The following is a 20,184-nucleotide window of genomic DNA, read 5'->3' as shown; positions in this document are numbered from 1 at the left end:
CATGGGAGTATAGAGATATTCGAACAATTCTCTCCTGTTATTTCTCAGACGTCATTTTTTTGCGACCATTCTCAAGCAATTAATTTGTTGTTAAAGAAAGTGCTTAAATGCATGAATTGTCATTTTCATTAATTGTTCATTTTATTCAATCTGTTACTTACGCACTATCCTTTCAAGACAATTCTTATGTGGTCTAGCGGATGAGTTAAGTCAGAATTTTCGCAGTTTTACGTGAGCCGGCAACAATAAAGCCATCGCGATGAATAATAAAACCTGCAAAATCGTACTCATCATCGACTTTGCAGGTGAGTTGATTTTAAAAATAATAACATTGAGGTATATAAATTATCTCAATTGTCACTTATTAATGTCATCAGGTATTTTAACTGGTGTGGTTATCACAATTGGACAAAATTAAAACTGTAATAAGGGAATAAAGAAATGGTATATGCACACAACAAACAAGTGCGTGTTGCTGTCCTTGATGATCACCCAATGGTCCGTACCGTTTTCGAGTTATGTTTAAAACATGAGCCCGATATTCATTTGGTGGGCACTTGGGCTTCAAGCAATGAGCTGTTTAATCAGTTAAGAAGTACGGTGGTTGATGTTCTGGTGCTCGATTTCCTGCTGGGCGAGCGTGAACTTGACGGCCTGGCATTAGTTAAGCAATTACGTAATCACTATCCACAGCAAAAAATTCTGATCTCCTCTTCAATGGAAAGTCCGGCGATTGTCAAAATGGTGCTAAGCGCCGGCGTGAAAGGATTTATTGGTAAGAGCCATAACATGCAGGAGATTACGCACGCGATTCGTCAGGTTGCGCAGGGACGTTTATTCTTGTCCAGAGAAGTGGCCTATGAAGTGGAAAATCTGTATGTAATGAGTGAAGAATCACTGGATGATAGTCTCGACTTTAGTAACAAGGGAAATATGTATGAGAAGGTGAAAACTCTCAGCCCGCGTGAAGTCGAAGTGGTGCGTTGTTTCCTGGATGGTTTGAGCGTGTCACAAATTGCCGTGAAGTTTAAACGCAGCCGTAAAACAGTGAGCGGCCAAAAACAATCGGCGCTGAAAAAACTCGGTTTGCGCTCCGATTCAGAGCTGTTCAAATACAGTCATGACCTGATGTCAGGCTATTAATGTTCTTCACAGGCGGTACCTCACGTCCGCCTTGTTCCTCTCCTGCATCACATACTTCACGTTCCAGGTAACAGCTTCCCGTAACATAATTTTGAGTGATCTCTGTCACAGTTTTAAACTGCATAACCCGGTCTGATGGCCCCATTGCGACAGCACTTAGGGGGACGTTATGAACATCGAAACACAATCCGGCGTGATCACCGGAAAAAAACAAGTCAGCGTGGCACAACAGCAGGTTAAATGGGACGGCAAAGGTACGCTGGTGCGCATTACGCGCGGCGGCATTTGTGGCTCCGATCTGCATTATTATCAGGAAGGTAAGGTCGGCAGTTTTGAAATTAAGATGCCGATGGTCCTTGGCCATGAAGTGATCGGTTACGTGGTGGAAAGCGATAACCCGGCACTCAAGCCAGAGCAAAAAGTCGCGGTTAATCCTTCTAAGCCCTGCGGTGAGTGCAAATATTGTCAGCGCGATCAGGAGAATCAGTGCACCACTATGCGCTTTTTTGGCAGCGCCATGTATGTGCCGCACGTTGACGGCGGGTTCACGCAATACAAAGTAGTGGATAGCGCGCAATGCGTACCGTTCCCATCGGATGCCGACGAAACGGTCATGGTATTCGCTGAGCCGTTGGCGGTATGCATCCACGCCACGCGCCAGGCGGGCGATCTCAGCGGCAAGCACGTTTTCATTTCCGGTGTGGGTCCGATTGGTTGCCTGATTGCGGCGGCGGCAAAAGCGCGCGGTGCCGCCTCAATTGTGTGCAGCGATATCAGCGAGCGTTCACTGGAGATGGCGCAGCAGATGGGCGCCACTGCGGTCATTCATGCCGCTGAAGGCGATTTCGCGCCTTATCTCGCCGATAAAGGCTACTTTGATGTGGCGTTTGAAGCCTCGGGGCATCCTGCTTCGCTACAGCGCTGTCTCAATGTGGTCTGCGCTAAAGGTACGCTGGTGCAGGTTGGCATGGGCGGCACCATTCCCAATTTCCCGATCATGGCGTTGATTGCCAAAGAGATTAATCTGGTCGGTTCCTTCCGCTTCACTCATGAATTCACTACCGCCGTCGAATGGCTGGCCACCGGCGTGATTAATCCGTTGCCGCTGTTTAGCGGTGAATTCGCCTTGCAGGATATTGATGCCGCGCTGCAGTTTGCCGGTGATAAAACCCGCGCCGCTAAAGTCCAGTTAACCTTTTAAGGAGCAGTGATGAGTCAGTTATTTTCCCTCGAAGGCAAGCGTGTGTTGTTGACCGGTTCGGCGCGCGGCATTGGGTTTCTTTTGGCGCGAGGCCTGGCTGAAGCCGGTGCTGAAGTGATCGTTAACGCCACCACCGCTGAAGGTGCGGAGAAGGGCGCCGCGCAGTTACGTGAGTTGGGATTACGTGCGCACGCCAAAGCTTTTGATGTCACGCAATCGTCGCAGGTCAAGCAGGCGGTTGACGAGATAGAAGCGGAGTGGGGCGCGATAGATGTGCTGGTGAACAATGCGGGCATTCAGCGCCGTCGGCCATTCCTCGAATTCCCGGAGCAGGACTGGAATGACGTCATCGCGGTAAACCAGACCGCCGTATTTCTGGTTTCGCAAACCGTGGCGAAAAAAATGGTGGAGCGGCAACAGGGCAAAATCATCAATATTGGTTCAATGCAGAGCGAATTAGGCCGCGACACCATCACCCCTTACGCCGCCTCAAAAGGTGCCGTCACCATGCTGACGCGCGGTATGTGCGTGGAGTTGGCGCGTCACAATATTCAGGTGAATGCCATTGCGCCAGGCTATTTCGTCACTGAAATGACCCAAGCGCTGGCTGACGATCCCGCCTTTACCGGCTGGCTGACCAAGCGCACACCCGCTGCACGCTGGGGCAAGCCGGAAGAGCTGATTGGCGCAGCAGTATTCCTCGCATCGGCTGCATCCAACTTCGTTAACGGCCATCTGCTGTTCGTTGATGGCGGCATGCGTGTTGCCGTGTGATGCCAGGGCGCGGCTGGCGTTATCGCCGGGCCGCGCCTAAACCTTAATCACCCCTCTGTATTCCTAAGGATAATAAAAAATGCCAATAACCATCATTGTGCTGGGTGTGATACTGCTGCTGGTGTTGATGATTGTTTTTAAGGTCAATGGCTTCATTGCGTTAGTGTTTGTCTCGGCGGTAGTCGGTATTGCCGAAGGTATGACGCCGCTGAATGTCATGGCTTCGATCCAGAAAGGTATCGGTTCGACGCTGGGCGGATTAGCGATGATCCTCGGTTTCGGCGCCATGCTCGGGCGGCTGGTTTCCGATACCGGTGCAGCACAACGTGTGGCCACCACGCTGATCGCCGCTTTTGGAAAGGAGCGGTTGCAATGGGCGTTGGTGGTGACCGGACTGATCGTAGGTCTGGCGATGTTCTATGAAGTTGGCTTCGTGCTGCTGCTGCCGCTGGTGTTCACTATCGTGGCGGCCGCCGGTTTGCCGCTGTTGTATGTCGGTGTGCCAATGGTGGCTGCGCTCTCGGTAACCCACTGCTTCCTGCCACCACATCCCGGTCCAACGGCGATTGCCACCATCTTTGGCGCCAATCTCGGTACGACATTGCTGTACGGCATGATCATCACCATTCCAACAGTGATCATTGCCGGACCGGTTTTCTCGAAGTTTCTCAAGAGTTTTGAGAAGTCACCGCCGGAAGGGCTGTATAACCCAAAAATTTTCACGGAAGAAGAGATGCCGGGCTTCGGTATCAGTATCTTTGCCGCGGTGATTCCAGTGGTGCTGATGGCGATTGCCGCCGTCTTTGAATTGACCACACCGAAAGAGAACGCGCTGCGTCAGTTCTTCGAATTCATTGGTAATCCGGCGGTGGCGCTGTTTATCGCGGTAGTGATTGCAGTGCTGACGTTGGGGCTGCGCAACGGTCGTAAGATGGAAGAAGTGATGGATATGTGCGGCGAATCGATTGCCGCCATCGCCATGATCATCTTTATCATTGCGGGTGGCGGTGCGTTCAAACAGGTGCTGGTGGACAGCGGCGTCGGTAACTACATCGCCGATATGATGAAGGGATCGTCACTGTCACCGCTGCTGATGTGCTGGACGGTTGCGGCGATGCTGCGTGTAGCGCTGGGTTCCGCCACGGTGGCGGCCATTACCACCGCCGGCATTGTGACGCCCATTATCGCTGCCACACATGCCGATCCGGCTTTGATGGTGCTGGCGGTAGGTTCCGGCAGCGTGATCGCTTCACACGTTAACGATCCCGGCTTCTGGCTATTCAAGGGCTACTTTAACCTCAGCGTGGTGGAAACCCTGAAAACCTGGACGGTGATGGAAACGCTGATCTCGATTCTCGGTTTAGCCGGCGTACTGGCGCTCAATGCGGTAATTCACTGATCGATCAGGCTTCACAAGGATGTGAAGCCCTTAACCTCGCGTACGGATCCATGAGAAACGTGACTGATAGCCGCTGTCAAAATGGGTGTTATAGCGATAGCTGGAACCCGACTCCGCCATGCAGTAGGTGCAAACGTTCAGTACCTCAATATGTTCCGCCATGATTCCCCGCTGTAACAGCAAGCGCTGCGCCAGATTAGGCAAATCAAACCAGATTCCGTCTTGCTTTGCCCCGGCCTGCGGACGGATCGCTTGCGCATTGTGCGGCTGCCGAGTGGAATATGGCAACGGTGGAAGATCGTGACGATCCTGCATCTGCGTCAGCCAATCTTTACCCAACTCATAGCAGCACGGCCCGATCGCCGGACCGATTGCCACGCGCAGCGTTTCACGGCTGGCGCCGCGTTCCAGCAGACGGTCAATCGCGTTATTCAACACGCCACCCAGCGTACCTTTTAATCCGGCGTGTACCGCCGCAACTTGCTGCTGTTGCGGATCGGCAAATAACACCGGCAGACAATCGGCGGTATACACCGCGACCGGCAGATGATCTTCGCTAATCAAGCCATCCGATTCGCACCGCTTAGGCGGGATGTTTTGGCTTGCCAGCAACACGTTAGCGCTGTGACGCTGTTGGCCGTAAGCGGCATTAACTGGAACCGGCTGGCCAGCGGGCTGAAAGGCATATTCCAGCCAGGAAAAGTCATCCAGCAGTCTTGAACGTGGACCGCTATGTTGGTGCTGTGCCATAAGTGTCTCCTCTCACCAAACGGCTGCATTCTGCTGCCCACAGCTTACGTTAACTGCTACATTTTTAAAGCTTTACAAAAACTGACCCTAATCACTTAAGGATGAAATGATGAAGAAAACCACTTTGCTGGCGGCGTCCGGCTTAATGGCGTTGGCGTTGACCGGTTGTGCGCAACCCTCCAAACAGCAGGCGCAGCAGCAGCTCGGCCAGCAATCGGTACTGGCAGTGAACTGGTTCCAGCAATCCGGCGAATATCAGGCATTGAGCTGGCAGGCGTTTAACAGTGCGCGCATGGCCTTTGATCAGGCGCCATCGCTGGCGGGTAAACCGAAAGCGGTTATCGTCGATTTAGATGAAACGATGATCGATAACAGCGCCTATAGCGCGTGGCAGGCGAAGAACGGTCAGCCCTTCTCCGGTAAAACCTGGTCAGCCTGGACGCAGGCGCGTCAGGCAACAGCGGTTCCGGGGGCTGTGGAGTTTGCCAATTACGTGAATAGCCACGGCGGCACCATGTTCTATATCTCCAACCGCGATCAAAAAGATTATGCCGCAACGGTGGAGAACCTAACCAAGCTGGGCTTCACCGGCGTGAGCGATAAAACGGTGCGCCTCAGCACGGGCAATTCCAACAAGCAAGAGCGCTTCGATGCCGTGAAAAACGCCGGTTACAACGTGGTGCTGTATGTGGGTGACAACCTGAATGACTTTGGCGGTTCAACCTGGCATCAGGGGAATGCGCAGCGTCAACAGTTCGTTAGCCTTAACCATCAGCGTTTTGGCACCCAGTTCATCGTGTTACCGAACCCTCTGTATGGCGACTGGGAAAGTGGCATGGCGGAGAACTACAACAAACTGACACCTGAACAGCAATTGCAGGTACGTGAAGCGCGTATGAAAGCGTGGAACGGTAAATAATTCATTATGTGAAATAGCGTCTGTCCTGGCAGGCGCATTAATGTCCTCTTCAGGACCATTCATATTTACATTCATCCGTAACTATTATTCTCCTTACTTTTTTCCTGATTTCTTACTTTATTAATTCGATAAAAATAGTGAAATATATTGCCTTGTTTGCAAAAAGGCAGTGAATCACGCTAATCATAAATTTTAGAATTAGGATTCTTCTCAGCTCAAAAGGTTTAGCTTATACCGCCAATCGAAAGGCACAGTATTGATGCGTGTAATTTTTTGTAATTGCATTAAGAATATTATATTTATAAATCATCTCATTTGATTGTTAATATTGGTTTTTATAGGGCTGCTCTAATATTTCATTCCTTGCATAAACTTACCTGACTCATACGTTTACTGAATGTTTGTTTACAAAAAAGCTCACTTTGTCGCTGTTAGAAATATTCATGATGCAACGCTATGCTTAAGCGTCTATAAACAATTTTTGTGAGGAAGTTCTGCTTTCATCCTCAATTGTTCTCCATAGCCGCGTTTAATGACGTCGCTATTTACCTGAAAGCGATATTTTTAAACGTAGAGAGAAGATTATTGTGATGATCCTGAAAGCCTTATTAGCGAAAAATCGCAGTTGGGATTTGCAGCGCTGCGAGCGGTTAATTATCCAGCCTGCAGAGGAAACGATGCCATGAATATAAATACACTTCGTCAGGATATTCCGGCTGGTTTAGTGGTGTTTCTTGTCGCACTGCCGCTCTGTCTGGGCATTGCACAAGCGAGCGGATTGCCGCCTTTTGCCGGTCTGCTTACTGGCGTGATTGGCGGTTTGCTGGTCACTGCGCTTAGCCCATCGCGTTTTGCGGTCAGCGGTCCGGCTGCGGGATTGGTGACGATTGTGGTCGCGTCAATCGCCACGTTAGGAAGCTTTTCCGCCTTTCTCACCGCGCTGATTCTGGCTGGAGTGTTGCAATGCCTATTTGGCTTAGTGCGTGCAGGACGTTTTATCGCGCTGGTACCAAGCAGCGTCATTAAAGGCATGCTGGCGGCGATTGGTATTCTGCTGATTATGCAGCAAATTCCGGTGGCATTCGGCGCAGCGGGTGATGTCGAGCTGCTTGCGTTGGTCAACGGTGAGTTTCAATTTTCGAGCAGTGCGATGCTGGTTGCCGGTGTGGGGCTGTTCATTTTATGGCTGTGGACTACTCCGCTGATCAAATCGGTGAAAGCACTAAGCTGGATGCCGGGCCCTTTGGTCGCGGTGCTGGTGGGTTGTGCCGCTACGGTATTTGGCGATCGCCTGTTTCCAACGCTGGCCGAAGGCTTGCCACGTATCACACTGCCTGCTTTTGATAGCATGTCTGCGCTGGTGGCTGAGCTGGAAACGCCAGATTGGCAAGCGTGGCAGAACCCTTCAGTTTGGATGGTGGCAGTGACGCTGGCGCTGGTGGCGAGTCTTGAGACGCTGCTCAGCCAGGAAGCACTGAAGAAACTGCGCCCGCAAAATCCTGCACCTTCACCCAATAAAGAGATGTTTGCGCAGGGCATTGGTAACCTGACCGCCGGTTTCCTTGGTGCAATGCCGATTACCGCAGTGATCGTGCGCAGCTCGGTGAATGTTAGCGTTGGCGCCCAAACCAAGCTGTCGATTCTCATTCATGGTGTGCTGTTGTTAATCTGCGGGCTGTGGTTCAGTAATCTGCTTAACGCGATTCCACTTGCCAGTCTTGCGGCGGTGCTGCTCTATACCGGCTATAAGCTGGCCACGCCGCGCCTGTTCATTGAACAGATACGAATGGGGCCGCAGCAATATGTGCCATTCCTTGCCACCATCGGCGGCATTATCGTATTTGGCATGCTGGCCGGTATCGGAATAGGTATCGCTACCCAAATCCTCTACAGCATTTATAAAAGCCATCGCAATGCATTGCAGCTCACGCGCCATGACGATCACTACGTTTTGCGTTTTCAGCAGAATCTGACTTTCATGCACAATCCGAAGCTGCAGGGATTACTGGCCGAGATTCCGGAAAACAGTGTGGTGATTGTGGATCACGATAATGCCGAGTATATGGATCCCGATGTTAAAGCCGTGCTGAAAGACTTTGGTGAAAATGCGCGGGAACGCGGTATTCGTCTTAGTCAGTGGCCCGTTGCGGTGAAATAGCCATAAGTCTTCGCTGGAATAAACGTTTTAAAACTAAAAAATCGGATATCTCGGATAGCCGATTTTTTTATTTACAGGGCATAATTGCCGCAAGTTACATCCTTTGTCTCAGGCGTTTCCACAATGCCATTTGGCCGACGCTGCTTTTTATAGCAGGTTGAGCGCCGCCCAGCCGCAGAGTAGGATGACGAACACTTGCTTAATTACCGAATCATCGCACGGTTATTTCCGGTTTAATGCTTGCTGATGCCTATGGCTGATGCCGGCACTTTCCAGGTTACAGGGTTCAGACGTATGCGCGTTATGCTGTTTGAAGAGAATAATTTTAAAAAGAATGCTCTCACACTGTTCTTCATTACGCTGTTTTTCTGCTTTATTGGCAGCCATTTACGCATCCCCGAAGAGTTTTCTCTGTTCTGGCCGGTCAATGCGTTGGTAGCCGGTTTAATGGTGAGGAACCCGTTTTTGCACACCACCTCCAGCTATCTGGTGTGCTTCAGTGCGATGATATTTAACGACACGGTATTTTCCGGCTGGGCGCTGCCCGCGTTTACCGTTAATTTTGCCAATATCCTGTTTATCCTCGTCGCGGTCAGCATGCTGATCAAACATCTGCAACGACCTTCAGCCAATAGTCAGGTGTTCAATGCTATGCGCATTTTCCCCGCCTGTTTTCTTGCTGCTGCAGCTTGTGCAACCTGGGGGGCGTGGGCGCAGGATATCGACTTCAATGCGCGCTTTATCGTGGCGTGGAGTGACTGGTTTAGCGAACAATTCTCCACTTCTCTGATGTTACTGCCAGTAATGCTGGCACGTCCGCTACGCTCGGTCTCACCCCGCACCTTGTTGCATCCCGGGAAACTACTGCCGCTGGCGGCGGTGCTGTTGTCGTTGATTATCGGGGCAATGATTGGCGGGGCGGGCAGCCTGACGTTCCCGGTGCCGGCGCTCATTTGGTGCGCCATCGTACTCCCCATCCCGCTGACCAGTTTGATGATTCTGATAACGGGTATTACCGAGATTGTGCTGGTATCCCACGGAGTCATGAATATTCAGGGTGACGACGCGCTGCTGCCGATTAGCCATCTCACGTCGGCACGCCTCGGCGTGGCCACCGTCGCGCTCAGTCCATTGCTGGTTGCCGTGAGCATGGACGCCATTCGCCAGTTGAATTATCGCCTCGCGTTACGCGCAAATTTTGATTTCCTCACCCAGCTGTTGTCGCGTTCCGGCCTGTATGAAAGCCTGAGAAATGAACCCTTTTCGCAGCAGCGTGAAGTAGGTGTAGTCATGCTCGATGTCGACTATTTCAAGGCCATTAACGACAATTTTGGCCACGATGCCGGCGATTGTGTGTTGGAAGAGATTGCGCGGAGGATTCAACGCGTGGTCGGTAATCGTGGCATGGTGTGTCGTTTCGGTGGGGAAGAGTTTGTGGTGGTCGTGTTTGATTGTAGCCACAGCCAGCTCTACCAGCTGGCCGAAACGGTGCGTCAGGCGATGGTCAAAGAGAAGTTCTGGATTCAGGGCAACACGGTGACGGTTACAGCCAGCTTAGGCCTGGCGCGCGGCAGTGCGCAGACTGAGCGGGAATGGCCGAGCGTCATTAACCGTTTGGTTTCAGCGGCGGACAAGAATTTGTATCTCTCTAAACGCAACGGTCGTAATCAAACCTCACCGGCGATGGAACCGCGTAGCATAATGAATGACGTGGCCTGAGCCACGTCCGCCTTTCACACGCTGCTTTTCAGTTGGCTGGTTTGCTGGTGACGTTGCTGCGCCAGCTCAATCAGACGGGAAATCAGCTCGCTGTAGCTCAAGCCGGCTGCCTGCCATAACTTCGGATACATGCTGATGTTGGTGAATCCGGGTAATGTATTGACTTCATTGACAATGATTTCGCCACTGTCCGTCAGGAACACGTCAACGCGCGCCAGACCAAAACACTCTAATGCCTGAAACGCGGTAATCGCCACCTTACGAATCGCATCGCTGGCTTCATCGCTGATCGCGGCAGGAACCACCACCTGCGCGCCACTTTCGCTGATGTATTTGGTGTCATACGAGTAGAAGGCGTCATGCACGACCACTTCGCCGCACGGGCTGGCTTCCGGTGCATCATTACCCAACACCGCGCATTCAATCTCACGACCTTTAATCCCTTGCTCGATCAAGACTTTGCGATCGAAAGTAAAAGCCAGCTCCAGAGCAGTAGCAAATTCTTCAAGGCTGTCGACTTTACTTACGCCAACCGACGATCCCTGGTTAGCCGGTTTGATAAACAGTGGTAAGCCCAAGCGCGCGATGACGGCCTCGGCATCAACATGCGCTCGCTGCGCCTGCGTCACACTGATCCACGGGGCGACATTAAGTCCGGCATCGCGCAGCAGACGTTTGGTGAAATCCTTGTCCATGCTGACGGCGGAACCGAGCACGTCGGAACCAACAAACGGCAGATTGGCCATGCGTAACAAACCCTGCAGCGAGCCATCTTCACCCAGCGTGCCGTGTACGATCGGGAAAATCACATCTACCTGTGACAGCGGCTGTGCCTGCTGACGGGTAATCAACTGTTGCGAGGAACTTCCGGGTACCAGCGCGACATTTTCACCTGAACGATTAAGGGCAATGAGCGTAGGATTCTCAGCGTTGAGTAAAAAACCCGATGCATCATTAAGATGCCATTCACCCTGTTTATCAATTCCCAGTAAAACCACCTCATACTTGCTCTTATCGATGGCTTCGAGGATGTTTTTGGCTGATTGTAATGACACTTCATGCTCAGCCGACTTGCCGCCAAACACTATCCCTACACGCTGTTTTGCCATTGCTATTTGTCCGATTGCGATAAAGCGAGCCAGTAAGATAACACGCCCAGGACAGCCATCAACAGCCTTGCTTTTTCCTGCATAAAGTCATGGAAAAAGCCTGTCGTCGTGCCCTTAGTCACGACTTTAAACAATTATTCATAACCGTTTGAGACAAGTCTTGGACGGCTCAAAACCTGCCTTCTGTCAGACTTTTCCCAATTCAAACAGGTACAACGGTGGGCAATGTGCTCACCGTTTTTTGTCAGGTTTACAGGAGTTGGGAAATGGTCGACCAGAAGCAGGATGCTGTGGAGCAGGATGCGCGTTCTGTTGCTCGTATTGAAACCACGGTGGATGACACGCTGTTAAAAAGCGTGGCTTGGATCTGCAAACACTATAAACGCGATAAAAGTGAAGAAGCGCTGGTGGCAGGTTTGCCTAAGGCCACGTTGCTTTCCCCATCACAGGCCATGACAGCGCTGGGAAATGCGGGCATTACCGGCGGTATGGTAGAGCGTCGTCTGCAGGATCTGCCGGAACAGTTGATGCCGATGATTCTGTTACGCAAAGAGGGCGGCGGCTGCATTGTGCTCTCGCGCCGCATTCACACTAATGAGGAAAATCAGCGCGAATTACGTTTTCAACTGGTGATGCCAGAAGTGAGCGCCTCTGCAGTAGAGATGAGCCTGGCAGAACTTAATGAAATCTATGCAGGCTTTGCCGTGATGGCGAAACCCGCTGCTGTGGTTGATGAGCGCGCCAGTGAAATGCTGCCGGAAGTTAACGGTCATTGGCTGTTTACCACGCTGTGGCGCTATCGCCGTTATTACCGCAGCGCTGCGATTGCGGCGGTATTGATCAACGTACTGGGCCTTTCCAGCATCTTCTTCACCATGAACGTCTATGACCGCGTAGTGCCGAACCAGGCATTCGTAACACTGTGGTCATTGGCGATTGGTGTCACCATTGCCATGGTCTTCGAAGCCGTCACCCGTTTCGTGCGTGCGCATCTGCTGGACATGGCCGGTAAAAAGGCTGATTTAGTGCTCGGCAGCATGCTATTCCGCCAGGCGCTCTCTATTCAGATGGAGCACAAACCGGCTTCCTCGGGTACGTTTGCCAACCAGATTCGTGAGTATGAATCGGTGCGTGATTTCGTGGCCTCCGCCACGCTGGCGGCGATCTCTGATTTGCCCTTCATCCTGATGTTTGTCGGCGTGATCTTCTTTATCAGCGGTCCGCTAGCGATCATTCCGCTGATGATGATCCCGTTGATCATCATCGTCAGTGCCGCGATCCAGTGGCCGCTGGCGCGCATCATGAAAGAGAACCTGCGTGATGCCTCACTCAAGCAAGGTGTGCTGATTGAGTCGGTTGAAGGTATGGAAACGCTGAAGGCGGTAGGCGGCGAAGCACACATGCAGCGCCGCTGGGAAAACTTCAGTGCATTGCAATCAGCTAACTCAATGAAATCGAAGCGTTACTCCACGCTGGCAACTGGCGTAGTGACGTTCCTGCAGCAGTTCCAGACAGTGATGTTGGTGGTTGCCGGTGTTTATCTGATCAATGAAGGCACGTTCACCATGGGTGCGATGATCGCCACCGTGATGCTCGCCAGCCGCGCCACCGGCCCACTCGGGCAGGTGATTGGTCTGGCTGTACGTTATCAGCAGGCAAAAGCGGCATTAACCTCGCTCAATAAGCTGATGGAGATGCCTGTCGATCGTGACAGCAGCAAAACCTATCTCACCGATCCACCGCTGAGTGGTGAGATCACGCTGACCAACGTCAACTTCTCCTATCCGGCACCGCCGATGAAACCGAACCCGGAGATTCTCAAAGATATTTCGTTGAGCATCAAAGCCGGAGAACGCGTTGCGATTCTTGGCCGCATCGGTAGCGGTAAATCCACCTTATTACGTGTGATGGCACGTCTTTATCAACCGGTGAAAGGGCAGCTTTCGGCCGATGGTCTGGATGTTAACCAGATTGATCCAGCGGACTGGCGCAAAGCCGTTGGTTTTGTCGGCCAGGATGCGCGCCTGTTTTACGGCACGCTGCGTGAAAACGTGATGATTGGGCGCCCAGATGCGACGGCCAGTGAGCTGCTGCGCGTGCTGAATCTGACCGGTTTAGATCAAGTCGCTGCACGCCATCCAAGTGGCATCAATTTAACCGTAGGTGAGGGCGGTGAAGGCTTGTCCGGCGGTCAGCGTCAGCTGGTTTCACTGGCCAGAACACTGTTAACGCGTCCCAAAGTATTGCTGATGGATGAGCCGACCAGCGCGATGGATAGCATGACTGAAAACCAATTCCTCGCCCACTTACGTCGTGCCAGTGAAGGACACACGCTGATTGTAGTGACGCATCGTCCGTCCATTCTGGCGCTGGTTGACCGCATCATCGTGGTTGAGGAAGGGAAAGTGGTTGCGGATGGCCCGAAAGAGCAGGTTCTGGCCGCGCTGGAAGGCAAAAATAAAGCGCGTCCGCAGCCGCGTCAGGCGGTTGAACAGGCAGTTCGTCCGCCAGAACCCGCAAACGATGCTTCGGCGGCGTCAGCGCCAGCAGAAGCCCCAGCAGAGGAGGCTGCAGTATGAGTAAGTTGATGCCATGGCGTAAAAGTGCAAAGAACCTTTCTGCCGCTGATGCGGAGTTTATGAACGACGTGCAGGCTTCTTTGCTGTCGCAAACCACGCCCGGTTCGAAGCTGGTGATGTGGATCATCATTGCTGTCCTCGTGGGCGGATTGACCTGGGCTAATTACGCGCGTGTTGAAGAGATAACGAAAGGCGATGGCAAAGTCATTTCACGCAGCCGCGAGCAGGTTATTCAGAGCCTGGAAGGCGGCATTCTGGCGGAGATGAATGTGCGGGAAGGCACGGTTGTCGATCGCGGTGAAGTATTGCTAAAGATCGATCCTACTCGTGCGCAGTCCAGCTATCGCGAAGTCTTGAGCAAAGTGGTGGGCTTGAAAGGTAGCATTGCACGTCTGCGTGCAGAAGCCTATTCACAGCCTCTTTCCTTTGATGAGCAGGTGAAAAGCGATCCCGCTGTTGTTGCCCAGGAAACCAAAGCGTATGAATCACGTAAGCGCGCGTTAAATGACAGCATTACCTCATTACAACGTAGCTATGCGCTGTCAATGCGCGAGATTCATTTGGCGGAACCGCTGGCGGCAAAAGGTTTGCTGTCGGAAGTCGAGCTACTGCGTATGCAGCGTCAGGCGAACGATATTCAGGCTCAGATTGTTGAACGACGTAACCGCTATCAATCTGACGCTCATACCGAGTTAGGTCGCCTGGAATTAGAGCTGAGTCAGGTGAGCGAAAACCTGATTGGTCGTGCCGATATCGTTGATCGCACCACGGTCACTGCACCCGTGCGCGGTACGGTTAAAAACGTGCGTGTAAATACCATTGGCGGCGTTATTCAACCCGGTGAACACATTCTCGAAATTGTACCGCTGGAAGAACAACTGCTGGTGGAAGGTAAAATTCGGCCATCGGATGTCGCCTTCCTGCGTCCTGGTCTGCCGGCCAAAGTGAAAATCACCGCTTATGACTTTGCCATTTATGGTGGGCTTGATGGACATGTTGAGTACATCAGTCCAGACACCCTAAAAGACGATCAAAAAGCCGCGAGTGGACGTCCAGACGATACCTACTATCGCGTATTGATCCTGACCGATAAAAGCACGCTGCATGCGGGTAATAAAGATCTGCCGATCATACCCGGCATGATCGCTACCGTTGAAGTGCGCACGGGTGAGAAGACCATTCTCGATTACCTGTTGAAGCCGGTCCTGAAAGCCAAAGAAGCATTCCGCGAGCGTTAATAATCATGAAAAATAATAACAAGATGCGGCACGCAAAGGCGCGTCATCTCTCTTTGCTTGCCGTTTGTGTCGCGGTTGTCATGGCGCCTGCGATCAATGTCATGGCTGATTCCACCAGTGAGCTGATGATGTTTGCGGAGATGAGCGGCCAGCGCCCGGCCGCTCCGGCGGCGGCATCGATAAAGCCAGTGCGAACTCAACCTTTGCCGGTTGCTGCTCCGGCAGCGCCTGCAGCGCGGCCAATCTTTGTTGAAAGGCAAGTGCCTGCACCGGTGGCCTACAGTGCTGCGCCGGTTCAGCCAGCAACGCCACCCGTTTCTCCGCCTGCGGTGGTAGACGTTTCGCCGCAACGGGTCAATGTCGAGCAGCCCGTTCAGATCAAATCCAGGCCGACTCAGCCCGCTGAGACGCAGGGCGGAGGCTTCCTGACTGAAGAGCAGCGTCGTCCACAACCCCAGCCGTTTAATCCGATGCAACCGGCGCTTAAGGTAAGCCCACAGCAATCTGCGCCAACGGCGACTTATGCGCCAGCAGAAAGCTCAACGTCGGATTTCAAATATGTTAGCCAGCCAGTAGCCGATGCGGCAGTGAGGCTTTCGCCTGTAACCTTGAGCGGAACAGCCAATGAAACGGTGGCTGAGAGCGAAGTACGTCAAAAGTTTCTCTCAGCAGCACGCATCACCTGGCGTATAAGTCCGTCGTTAAAGTCTTATATCGCCCAAGGTGATGCGGCTGAAGCCAGCGTTGATGAAGCTAAAGGGCAACGCTGGCCGCAGGTGGACGTCAGTGCAGCTTCCGCGACCAAGGAGTTTGGCAGTGGGGCTAAAAACTATGAATATCAGGGTAATAAGCCTTCGTTAGGCGTTTCGGTAGCAACCAATCTTATCGATTTTGGCCAAACCAGCCGTACTATTGAAAGTCGCGAAGAGCGCGTTACGTCTGCACTGCAATCAGTGCAGGCACAGCGTGAAGATTTGGCGATGCAGGTCAGTAATGCATTGATTGAGTGGAATAAACAGCAGCACGTTATTGCAATTAGCAAGCAGTATCTGGCGCGTATGGCGGAGCTGACCAAAATGCTCAGCGGTATTGTTCAGTCAGATACCGGACGTCGCAGTGAACTGACGCAGGCAAAAGGGCGCTTGTTGCAAGCACAGAGCTACCTGGAAAATGCCGAATCACGCGCACGTGATGTCGAAATCACTCTGAATCGTTTGATGGGCAACAGTCGTGTGACTTTACCGGCCAGCGATAAGTGGTCGCTTTCCTTTGGTGATTTAAATCGCCAGCTCGCGAGTCTGGATGTGCATCCGCTGATCTTGCGCGCCAGCGCCGAAGAACGAGCGGCTTTCAAAGAAGCGGAAGCGATTAAAGCCTCGGGCTTACCAAAACTGAACTGGACCGTCAGTAAAAACACGCGGGAAGATCAATACGGACGCCAGCCTGCATGGCAAACCGGGCTGAACGTCTCCTGGGGTTTATTCCGTGGCGGTTCAACCAACGCACAAGAAATTGCTGCGATTAAACGGGCTGAAGCGAGCCGTCAGCAGGTGCAGGAGCAGCGCCGCGATCTGGAAAACCGTGTGCGTGCAGCAAGTCAGAATGCACACTCAACAGCGGAACGCGCCGTGTTGTACAAAAACCTGATTGTGGAATCCGATCGTATACGTAAGGACTTCTTTGATCAGTGGTATCACTTAGGCCGCCGTTCATTGCTGGACGTACTGAGTGCAGAAAGCGATCTTTACAACAACCAGGTTAGCGAAGTTACTAACCGTTTTGATAGTTATGCCGCCATTATCAGCGGTTATGCTAACTCAGGAACGCTAAGCCGTTGGCTACTGACGGGAAAATAATGCACAGACAAACCCGCTTCGGCGGGTTTTTTTAACCCAACGTAAACGAACTGAATTTTTGAGTTGGCGGCGCGGCATAAGTCACTTTAGAATCGCGGCGAATTTTTACCCAAGAGGAGAGCGACATTGGACATTTGTCCCGAACGATTACAGCAGGACCTCGCGGTAAGATAGCCTTAAAGCTGTCTTAACTGCCTGTTAAGACGGTGGATTTCCTTCCAGAATCACCCCTTTTCATTAGCATGATGCAGCTGATTCCTGGCTGTATTAGCACTGTCTGTGATCCATTATTTAACCGGATATTCCGCAAACAAAGAGTGGCGGAGTGGGGTCTGACATGGATTGGAAAATCTTTTTATTGCGCGTCACCGTCGCGCTGGTATTGGGCGCGCTGATCGGTTGTGAGCGCCAGTTACGTCAACGTATGACCGGATTGCGCACCAATGCGCTGGTTAGCACCGGCGCTTGTCTCTTCGTTCTGATGACTCAAAGCGTGCCTGGCATCGCAACCGACGCATCGCGCGTTGCAGCCTATGTGGTTTCCGGTATCGGTTTTCTCGGCGGCGGCGTAATCATGCGCGATGGTTTAAATATTCGCGGATTGAATACTGCCGCCACCTTGTGGTGTACCGCCGCCATTGGCGTGCTGTGCAGCATGGGATTGCTGCTGGAAGCGACGATCGGTTGCATGATGATCCTGTGCGCGAATATTCTGCTGCGTGAACTGGCTTTAGGGATTAATCGACAAAACATCGTCTCTGCAGCCGAAGCGATACAACACTATAAAGTTCAAATTATCTGTTTGGCGCAAGATGAGGTTCAGGTTCGTAGTCTGATGCTGCACACGCTGGGCGGCAGCGGCCTGCGGCTGCAATCGTTGCACAGTGAAGATATGGATCCACCGCATCGTATGGAGGTGAATGCCGAAGTGATTGGTCATCCAACGTTAACCGATCAGCTTGAAAGCCTGGTGAGCCGCATTAGTCTGGAAAAAGGTGTAAGTTCGGTAAGATGGCAGGTGAGTGATTTAGAACATGATTGATATCAATAATTGCGTTGGCAAACGTATCGCCATTTAATCGCTACTTTGCAATACCAACAAAAAGCCACCTTGAAAGAGGTGGCTTAATAGTATGATTTTAATCACTAAATTTGGTGGCCCCTGCTGGGTTTGAACCAGCGACCAAGCGATTGTGAGTCCTAATTCAAAGCGAGAAAAAAAAACAGTAACTTACTGATTTTTTTGTTTTATTTAGGCAGAGTAGTGACGAGAAGTGGCACATAGCGTTGCGCTCTGCTGCCACTTTGCTGCCATTTCTACACAAAAATTTATCTAGCTAGAATTCCCATCCAGTCAGAGTTGTGCAACTTCCTGTAGAGGGGGGTGAGACGCTCTTTAACGTGCAAAATGAGTTCGTTTTCACTCATTTCAGAAGCTTTTGAATAAAAGATAGGTATTGCTTCGTCAAACAGTTCCCAATAGAAATTGGATAGAATATTCGCTGATCTGGCGAAAGCTCTTGGCGGAAAATCTAAGAAATAATGAGTAAATAATGCAAGCTTGCCCTCAACATCTTCACAGGATTTAGAAGCCATCAAATATCCTATTTGCATCCGTAGCCATACTAATGCGCTGTAATGAGGATGTGGATTTTGTATGTTCATCTCTTGCTGGTAAAGGTGTAGATATTGCTCTACTTCATGGCGATCAGGTATCGCATCTAAATTTAGAGATGCCAGAATAAGGAGGGTGTCAGACTCTTCGCCTGTTAAAACTTTTCTTTCAGCCCATTCTGTTATCGCTTTGTAATATCTATCCAAGCCAATTACATGAAATGTATTACTGAAAACCCTAAAGCATAGGAGTTCTTCGAGTTCTAAATCATCACACTGAATTTCCTTCTCCATCACGATTCCATTTTGCTGAGAGGGTTAAGTAAAATAGCTTCAGACAGGTGATCTGGCGCAAAATGCGCATATCTCATTGTTACCTTAATATCTGTATGCCCCAATATCCGCTGAAGCACAAGGATATTGCCGCCGTTCATCATGAAATGAGATGCGAAGGTGTGCCGTAATACGTGCGTAAGCTGGCCTGCCGGTGTTTCAATGCCAGCGCGTTGTATGGCCTTCCTAAAAGCTGAATAGCATGATTTAAAGAGCACTTGCGCTTTCCTGCTGGATGGCAGATCAGCCTGTAATTTTTCAGTTATCGGCACCGCGCGGTTTTTCTTGCCTTTAGTTTTCACGTAGATGATCTGACCGGCGCGGATTTGTGCAGAACGTTAACGCCGGCATTCGCTGCCTGACCTTAGCTGTGATAGCCGTTCAAACTCGTGTGCATTCAAACCCTGTAATGGCTGGCACTGCAGATGTGTTAAGCGGTATCAGCACATCAATAGGGGTTGTGTAGTTATGGCGTTTTCAGTGGCACCGCTTCTAAAGCGGCAAAAACCTTCACACGCATTCGGGCACGGCTGGATCGGAGTTGAAAATGGCAGGCGCTGGCATCCGGCAAACTTTCAAGCCGAACTGCTGGCAGGTTTAACCGGTAACATAAAAAAGCGACATGGCTTACAAAGGTGAAAGCATCACTGTTCAAATGAGAGCCGGGCAACGAGTGAGCGTGCTTTATCATATCGCCGCACTTCGTACGATGGTGTCCGAGGATTGCGGTAATGAGCTAAAGCGGTTCATCAATTACATGCGAAATACCCGTGATGCCCAGTACGAAAAAATAACCGGCGATGAACGCCATATTCTTTCTGGCAAACATCAATAAAGAACGTCACAACGTTGAATCTAGTGAAGTGACGAGTGACGAAATTATCGCGCTGATAGGTGCAATGAATCACCTTCGCGCAGTCGTGATTTTATTTCCTAAGAGGAACATCGCGAGCGTGTGCAGCAGATCATGCGTGAGCACGCCAGCAAAGAAGACGCTGACGAACTGACCACGCTACAGGCGCGCGAATGCGGCTGTTTTAACGAAACGGCAGACTACAGGAACAAAAGATAACCATCTGATTTACGCGGAAGATTCTGAACGTAAGGAAAAAAAATTTCAAATTCCGAAACTCATAATATACTGTATGTATAAACAGCTGTTCATTGTGCGGAGGGAATGTGCAGGATTATTTTTTGGCGTCAATTAAGCTCCATCGTATTGATTTATTTATGAAAATTGTTGAAGCTACTGAATGTGCGGATGACGAGAAGCAGCTTGCCATCCAATGGGTTTCAGAACTGACCGATGAGCTGATGCGAAAAGTCAGAAGCCACGAATATTCACGCATGATGCACGCTTCTGACTAGTTTTCTCAGGTGTTATGCGTTGCG

General features: G+C 51.2%; 16 protein-coding genes and 2 pseudogenes. 14 read left to right on the top strand and 4 right to left on the bottom strand.

The features are described from left to right. The first annotated feature begins 441 nt into the window (after positions 1-441). The 4 genes from ACRQ84_RS12685 to ACRQ84_RS12670 all read left to right on the top strand — a co-directional run bounded on the left by ACRQ84_RS12685 (position 442) and on the right by ACRQ84_RS12670 (position 4,517). Positions 442-1,143, top strand: a complete 702-nt coding sequence (locus ACRQ84_RS12685; RefSeq protein ID WP_483816276.1) for a response regulator — start codon at positions 442-444, stop codon at positions 1,141-1,143. A 169-nt stretch (positions 1,144-1,312) separates the two neighbouring features. Then, positions 1,313-2,344, top strand: a complete 1,032-nt coding sequence (idnD, locus tag ACRQ84_RS12680; RefSeq protein ID WP_483816275.1) for an L-idonate 5-dehydrogenase — start codon at positions 1,313-1,315, stop codon at positions 2,342-2,344. A 9-nt stretch (positions 2,345-2,353) separates the two neighbouring features. Then, positions 2,354-3,118 (top strand): gluconate 5-dehydrogenase, encoded by a 765-nt coding sequence (idnO, locus tag ACRQ84_RS12675; RefSeq protein ID WP_064738442.1) that lies wholly within the window; start codon positions 2,354-2,356, stop codon positions 3,116-3,118. A 79-nt stretch (positions 3,119-3,197) separates the two neighbouring features. Further along, a complete protein-coding gene (locus tag ACRQ84_RS12670; protein WP_064738443.1) occupies positions 3,198-4,517 on the top strand; it encodes a gluconate:H+ symporter in 1,320 nt (439 codons plus the stop codon). A gap of 30 nt (positions 4,518-4,547) precedes the next feature. On the opposite strand, the gene ACRQ84_RS12665 is transcribed toward ACRQ84_RS12670, so the two are convergent. Next, positions 4,548-5,267 carry a purine nucleoside phosphorylase YfiH/LACC1 family protein gene (locus ACRQ84_RS12665; RefSeq protein ID WP_483816274.1) on the bottom strand — a complete coding sequence of 240 codons (720 nt, stop codon included), beginning with the start codon at positions 5,265-5,267 and terminating at the stop codon, positions 4,548-4,550. A gap of 109 nt (positions 5,268-5,376) precedes the next feature. Between ACRQ84_RS12665 and ACRQ84_RS12660 the strand changes: the two genes are divergently transcribed. The 3 genes from ACRQ84_RS12660 (at position 5,377) to ACRQ84_RS12650 (ending at position 10,063) form a co-directional block, all read left to right on the top strand. Further along, positions 5,377-6,186 carry a 5'-nucleotidase, lipoprotein e(P4) family gene (locus ACRQ84_RS12660; RefSeq protein WP_483817925.1) on the top strand — a complete coding sequence of 270 codons (810 nt, stop codon included), beginning with the start codon at positions 5,377-5,379 and terminating at the stop codon, positions 6,184-6,186. 688 nt (positions 6,187-6,874) lie between these two features. Beyond that, positions 6,875-8,344: a SulP family inorganic anion transporter gene (locus ACRQ84_RS12655; protein WP_483817924.1), complete on the top strand. Its 1,470-nt coding sequence runs from the start codon at positions 6,875-6,877 to the stop codon at positions 8,342-8,344. Between the two features lie 294 nt (positions 8,345-8,638). Next, positions 8,639-10,063: a GGDEF domain-containing protein gene (locus ACRQ84_RS12650; protein WP_483816273.1), complete on the top strand. Its 1,425-nt coding sequence runs from the start codon at positions 8,639-8,641 to the stop codon at positions 10,061-10,063. A gap of 14 nt (positions 10,064-10,077) precedes the next feature. Here ACRQ84_RS12650 and ddlA read toward each other — a convergent pair whose 3' ends face one another. Beyond that, positions 10,078-11,172 carry a D-alanine--D-alanine ligase gene (ddlA, locus tag ACRQ84_RS12645; protein ID WP_483816272.1) on the bottom strand — a complete coding sequence of 365 codons (1,095 nt, stop codon included), beginning with the start codon at positions 11,170-11,172 and terminating at the stop codon, positions 10,078-10,080. A gap of 266 nt (positions 11,173-11,438) precedes the next feature. On the opposite strand from ddlA, the gene ACRQ84_RS12640 reads away from it, so the two are divergent. The 4 genes from ACRQ84_RS12640 (at position 11,439) to ACRQ84_RS12625 (ending at position 17,887) form a co-directional block, all read left to right on the top strand. Beyond that, positions 11,439-13,751 carry a type I secretion system permease/ATPase gene (locus ACRQ84_RS12640; protein ID WP_483816271.1) on the top strand — a complete coding sequence of 771 codons (2,313 nt, stop codon included), beginning with the start codon at positions 11,439-11,441 and terminating at the stop codon, positions 13,749-13,751. After that, positions 13,748-14,989 (top strand): HlyD family type I secretion periplasmic adaptor subunit, encoded by a 1,242-nt coding sequence (locus ACRQ84_RS12635; RefSeq protein ID WP_064738450.1) that lies wholly within the window; start codon positions 13,748-13,750, stop codon positions 14,987-14,989. The genes ACRQ84_RS12640 and ACRQ84_RS12635 overlap by 4 nt, the downstream gene beginning before the upstream one ends. A gap of 5 nt (positions 14,990-14,994) precedes the next feature. Then, a complete protein-coding gene (locus tag ACRQ84_RS12630; protein ID WP_483816270.1) occupies positions 14,995-16,845 on the top strand; it encodes a TolC family protein in 1,851 nt (616 codons plus the stop codon). A 337-nt stretch (positions 16,846-17,182) separates the two neighbouring features. Next, positions 17,183-17,887, top strand: a complete 705-nt coding sequence (locus ACRQ84_RS12625; RefSeq protein ID WP_064738452.1) for an MgtC/SapB family protein — start codon at positions 17,183-17,185, stop codon at positions 17,885-17,887. A gap of 287 nt (positions 17,888-18,174) precedes the next feature. On the opposite strand, the gene ACRQ84_RS12620 is transcribed toward ACRQ84_RS12625, so the two are convergent. Beyond that, a complete protein-coding gene (locus ACRQ84_RS12620) occupies positions 18,175-18,753 on the bottom strand; it encodes a hypothetical protein (protein WP_483816269.1) in 579 nt (192 codons plus the stop codon). Next, positions 18,753-19,121: pseudogene (locus ACRQ84_RS12615) on the bottom strand (tyrosine-type recombinase/integrase); the annotation flags it as partial. The gene ACRQ84_RS12620 and the pseudogene ACRQ84_RS12615, both read right to left, overlap by 1 nt. A gap of 139 nt (positions 19,122-19,260) precedes the next feature. Between ACRQ84_RS12615 and ACRQ84_RS12610 the strand changes: the two are divergent. From ACRQ84_RS12610 to ACRQ84_RS12600, 3 genes and pseudogenes are all read left to right on the top strand, one after another. Further along, positions 19,261-19,431 carry a phage filamentation protein Fil family protein gene (locus ACRQ84_RS12610; protein WP_483816268.1) on the top strand — a complete coding sequence of 57 codons (171 nt, stop codon included), beginning with the start codon at positions 19,261-19,263 and terminating at the stop codon, positions 19,429-19,431. After that, positions 19,415-19,799 (top strand): annotated as a pseudogene (locus tag ACRQ84_RS12605) (DUF5347 family protein). Before ACRQ84_RS12610 ends, ACRQ84_RS12605 begins: the two are co-directional and overlap by 17 nt. A gap of 172 nt (positions 19,800-19,971) precedes the next feature. Further along, positions 19,972-20,160 carry a hypothetical protein gene (locus ACRQ84_RS12600; protein ID WP_483816267.1) on the top strand — a complete coding sequence of 63 codons (189 nt, stop codon included), beginning with the start codon at positions 19,972-19,974 and terminating at the stop codon, positions 20,158-20,160. Positions 20,161-20,184: the final 24 nt, after the last annotated feature.

The sequence above is a fragment of the Pantoea sp. E2023-21 genome (genome assembly GCF_051302795.1).
In the GTDB taxonomy this organism is placed as follows: domain Bacteria; phylum Pseudomonadota; class Gammaproteobacteria; order Enterobacterales; family Enterobacteriaceae; genus Pantoea; species Pantoea ludwigii_A.
Note: the sequence above shows the minus strand (reverse complement) of the source record. Positions and strands in the feature narration are given on the sequence as shown.

What these genes read in the sequence shown, in the direction of transcription:
- idnD (WP_483816275.1), top strand. Translation starts at nt 1,313, where the DNA reads ATGAACATCGAAACACAATCCGGCGTGATCACCGGAAAAAAACAAGTC.
- ACRQ84_RS12620 (WP_483816269.1), bottom strand. Translation starts at nt 18,753, where the DNA reads ATGGAGAAGGAAATTCAGTGTGATGATTTAGAACTCGAAGAACTCCTA.
- ACRQ84_RS12685 (WP_483816276.1), top strand. Translation starts at nt 442, where the DNA reads ATGGTATATGCACACAACAAACAAGTGCGTGTTGCTGTCCTTGATGAT.
- ACRQ84_RS12610 (WP_483816268.1), top strand. Translation starts at nt 19,261, where the DNA reads ATGGCGTTTTCAGTGGCACCGCTTCTAAAGCGGCAAAAACCTTCACAC.
- ACRQ84_RS12635 (WP_064738450.1), top strand. Translation starts at nt 13,748, where the DNA reads ATGAGTAAGTTGATGCCATGGCGTAAAAGTGCAAAGAACCTTTCTGCC.
- idnO (WP_064738442.1), top strand. Translation starts at nt 2,354, where the DNA reads ATGAGTCAGTTATTTTCCCTCGAAGGCAAGCGTGTGTTGTTGACCGGT.
- ACRQ84_RS12665 (WP_483816274.1), bottom strand. Translation starts at nt 5,267, where the DNA reads ATGGCACAGCACCAACATAGCGGTCCACGTTCAAGACTGCTGGATGAC.
- ACRQ84_RS12650 (WP_483816273.1), top strand. Translation starts at nt 8,639, where the DNA reads ATGCGCGTTATGCTGTTTGAAGAGAATAATTTTAAAAAGAATGCTCTC.
- ACRQ84_RS12625 (WP_064738452.1), top strand. Translation starts at nt 17,183, where the DNA reads ATGGATTGGAAAATCTTTTTATTGCGCGTCACCGTCGCGCTGGTATTG.
- ACRQ84_RS12670 (WP_064738443.1), top strand. Translation starts at nt 3,198, where the DNA reads ATGCCAATAACCATCATTGTGCTGGGTGTGATACTGCTGCTGGTGTTG.
- ACRQ84_RS12630 (WP_483816270.1), top strand. Translation starts at nt 14,995, where the DNA reads ATGAAAAATAATAACAAGATGCGGCACGCAAAGGCGCGTCATCTCTCT.
- ACRQ84_RS12640 (WP_483816271.1), top strand. Translation starts at nt 11,439, where the DNA reads ATGGTCGACCAGAAGCAGGATGCTGTGGAGCAGGATGCGCGTTCTGTT.
- ACRQ84_RS12660 (WP_483817925.1), top strand. Translation starts at nt 5,377, where the DNA reads ATGAAGAAAACCACTTTGCTGGCGGCGTCCGGCTTAATGGCGTTGGCG.
- ddlA (WP_483816272.1), bottom strand. Translation starts at nt 11,172, where the DNA reads ATGGCAAAACAGCGTGTAGGGATAGTGTTTGGCGGCAAGTCGGCTGAG.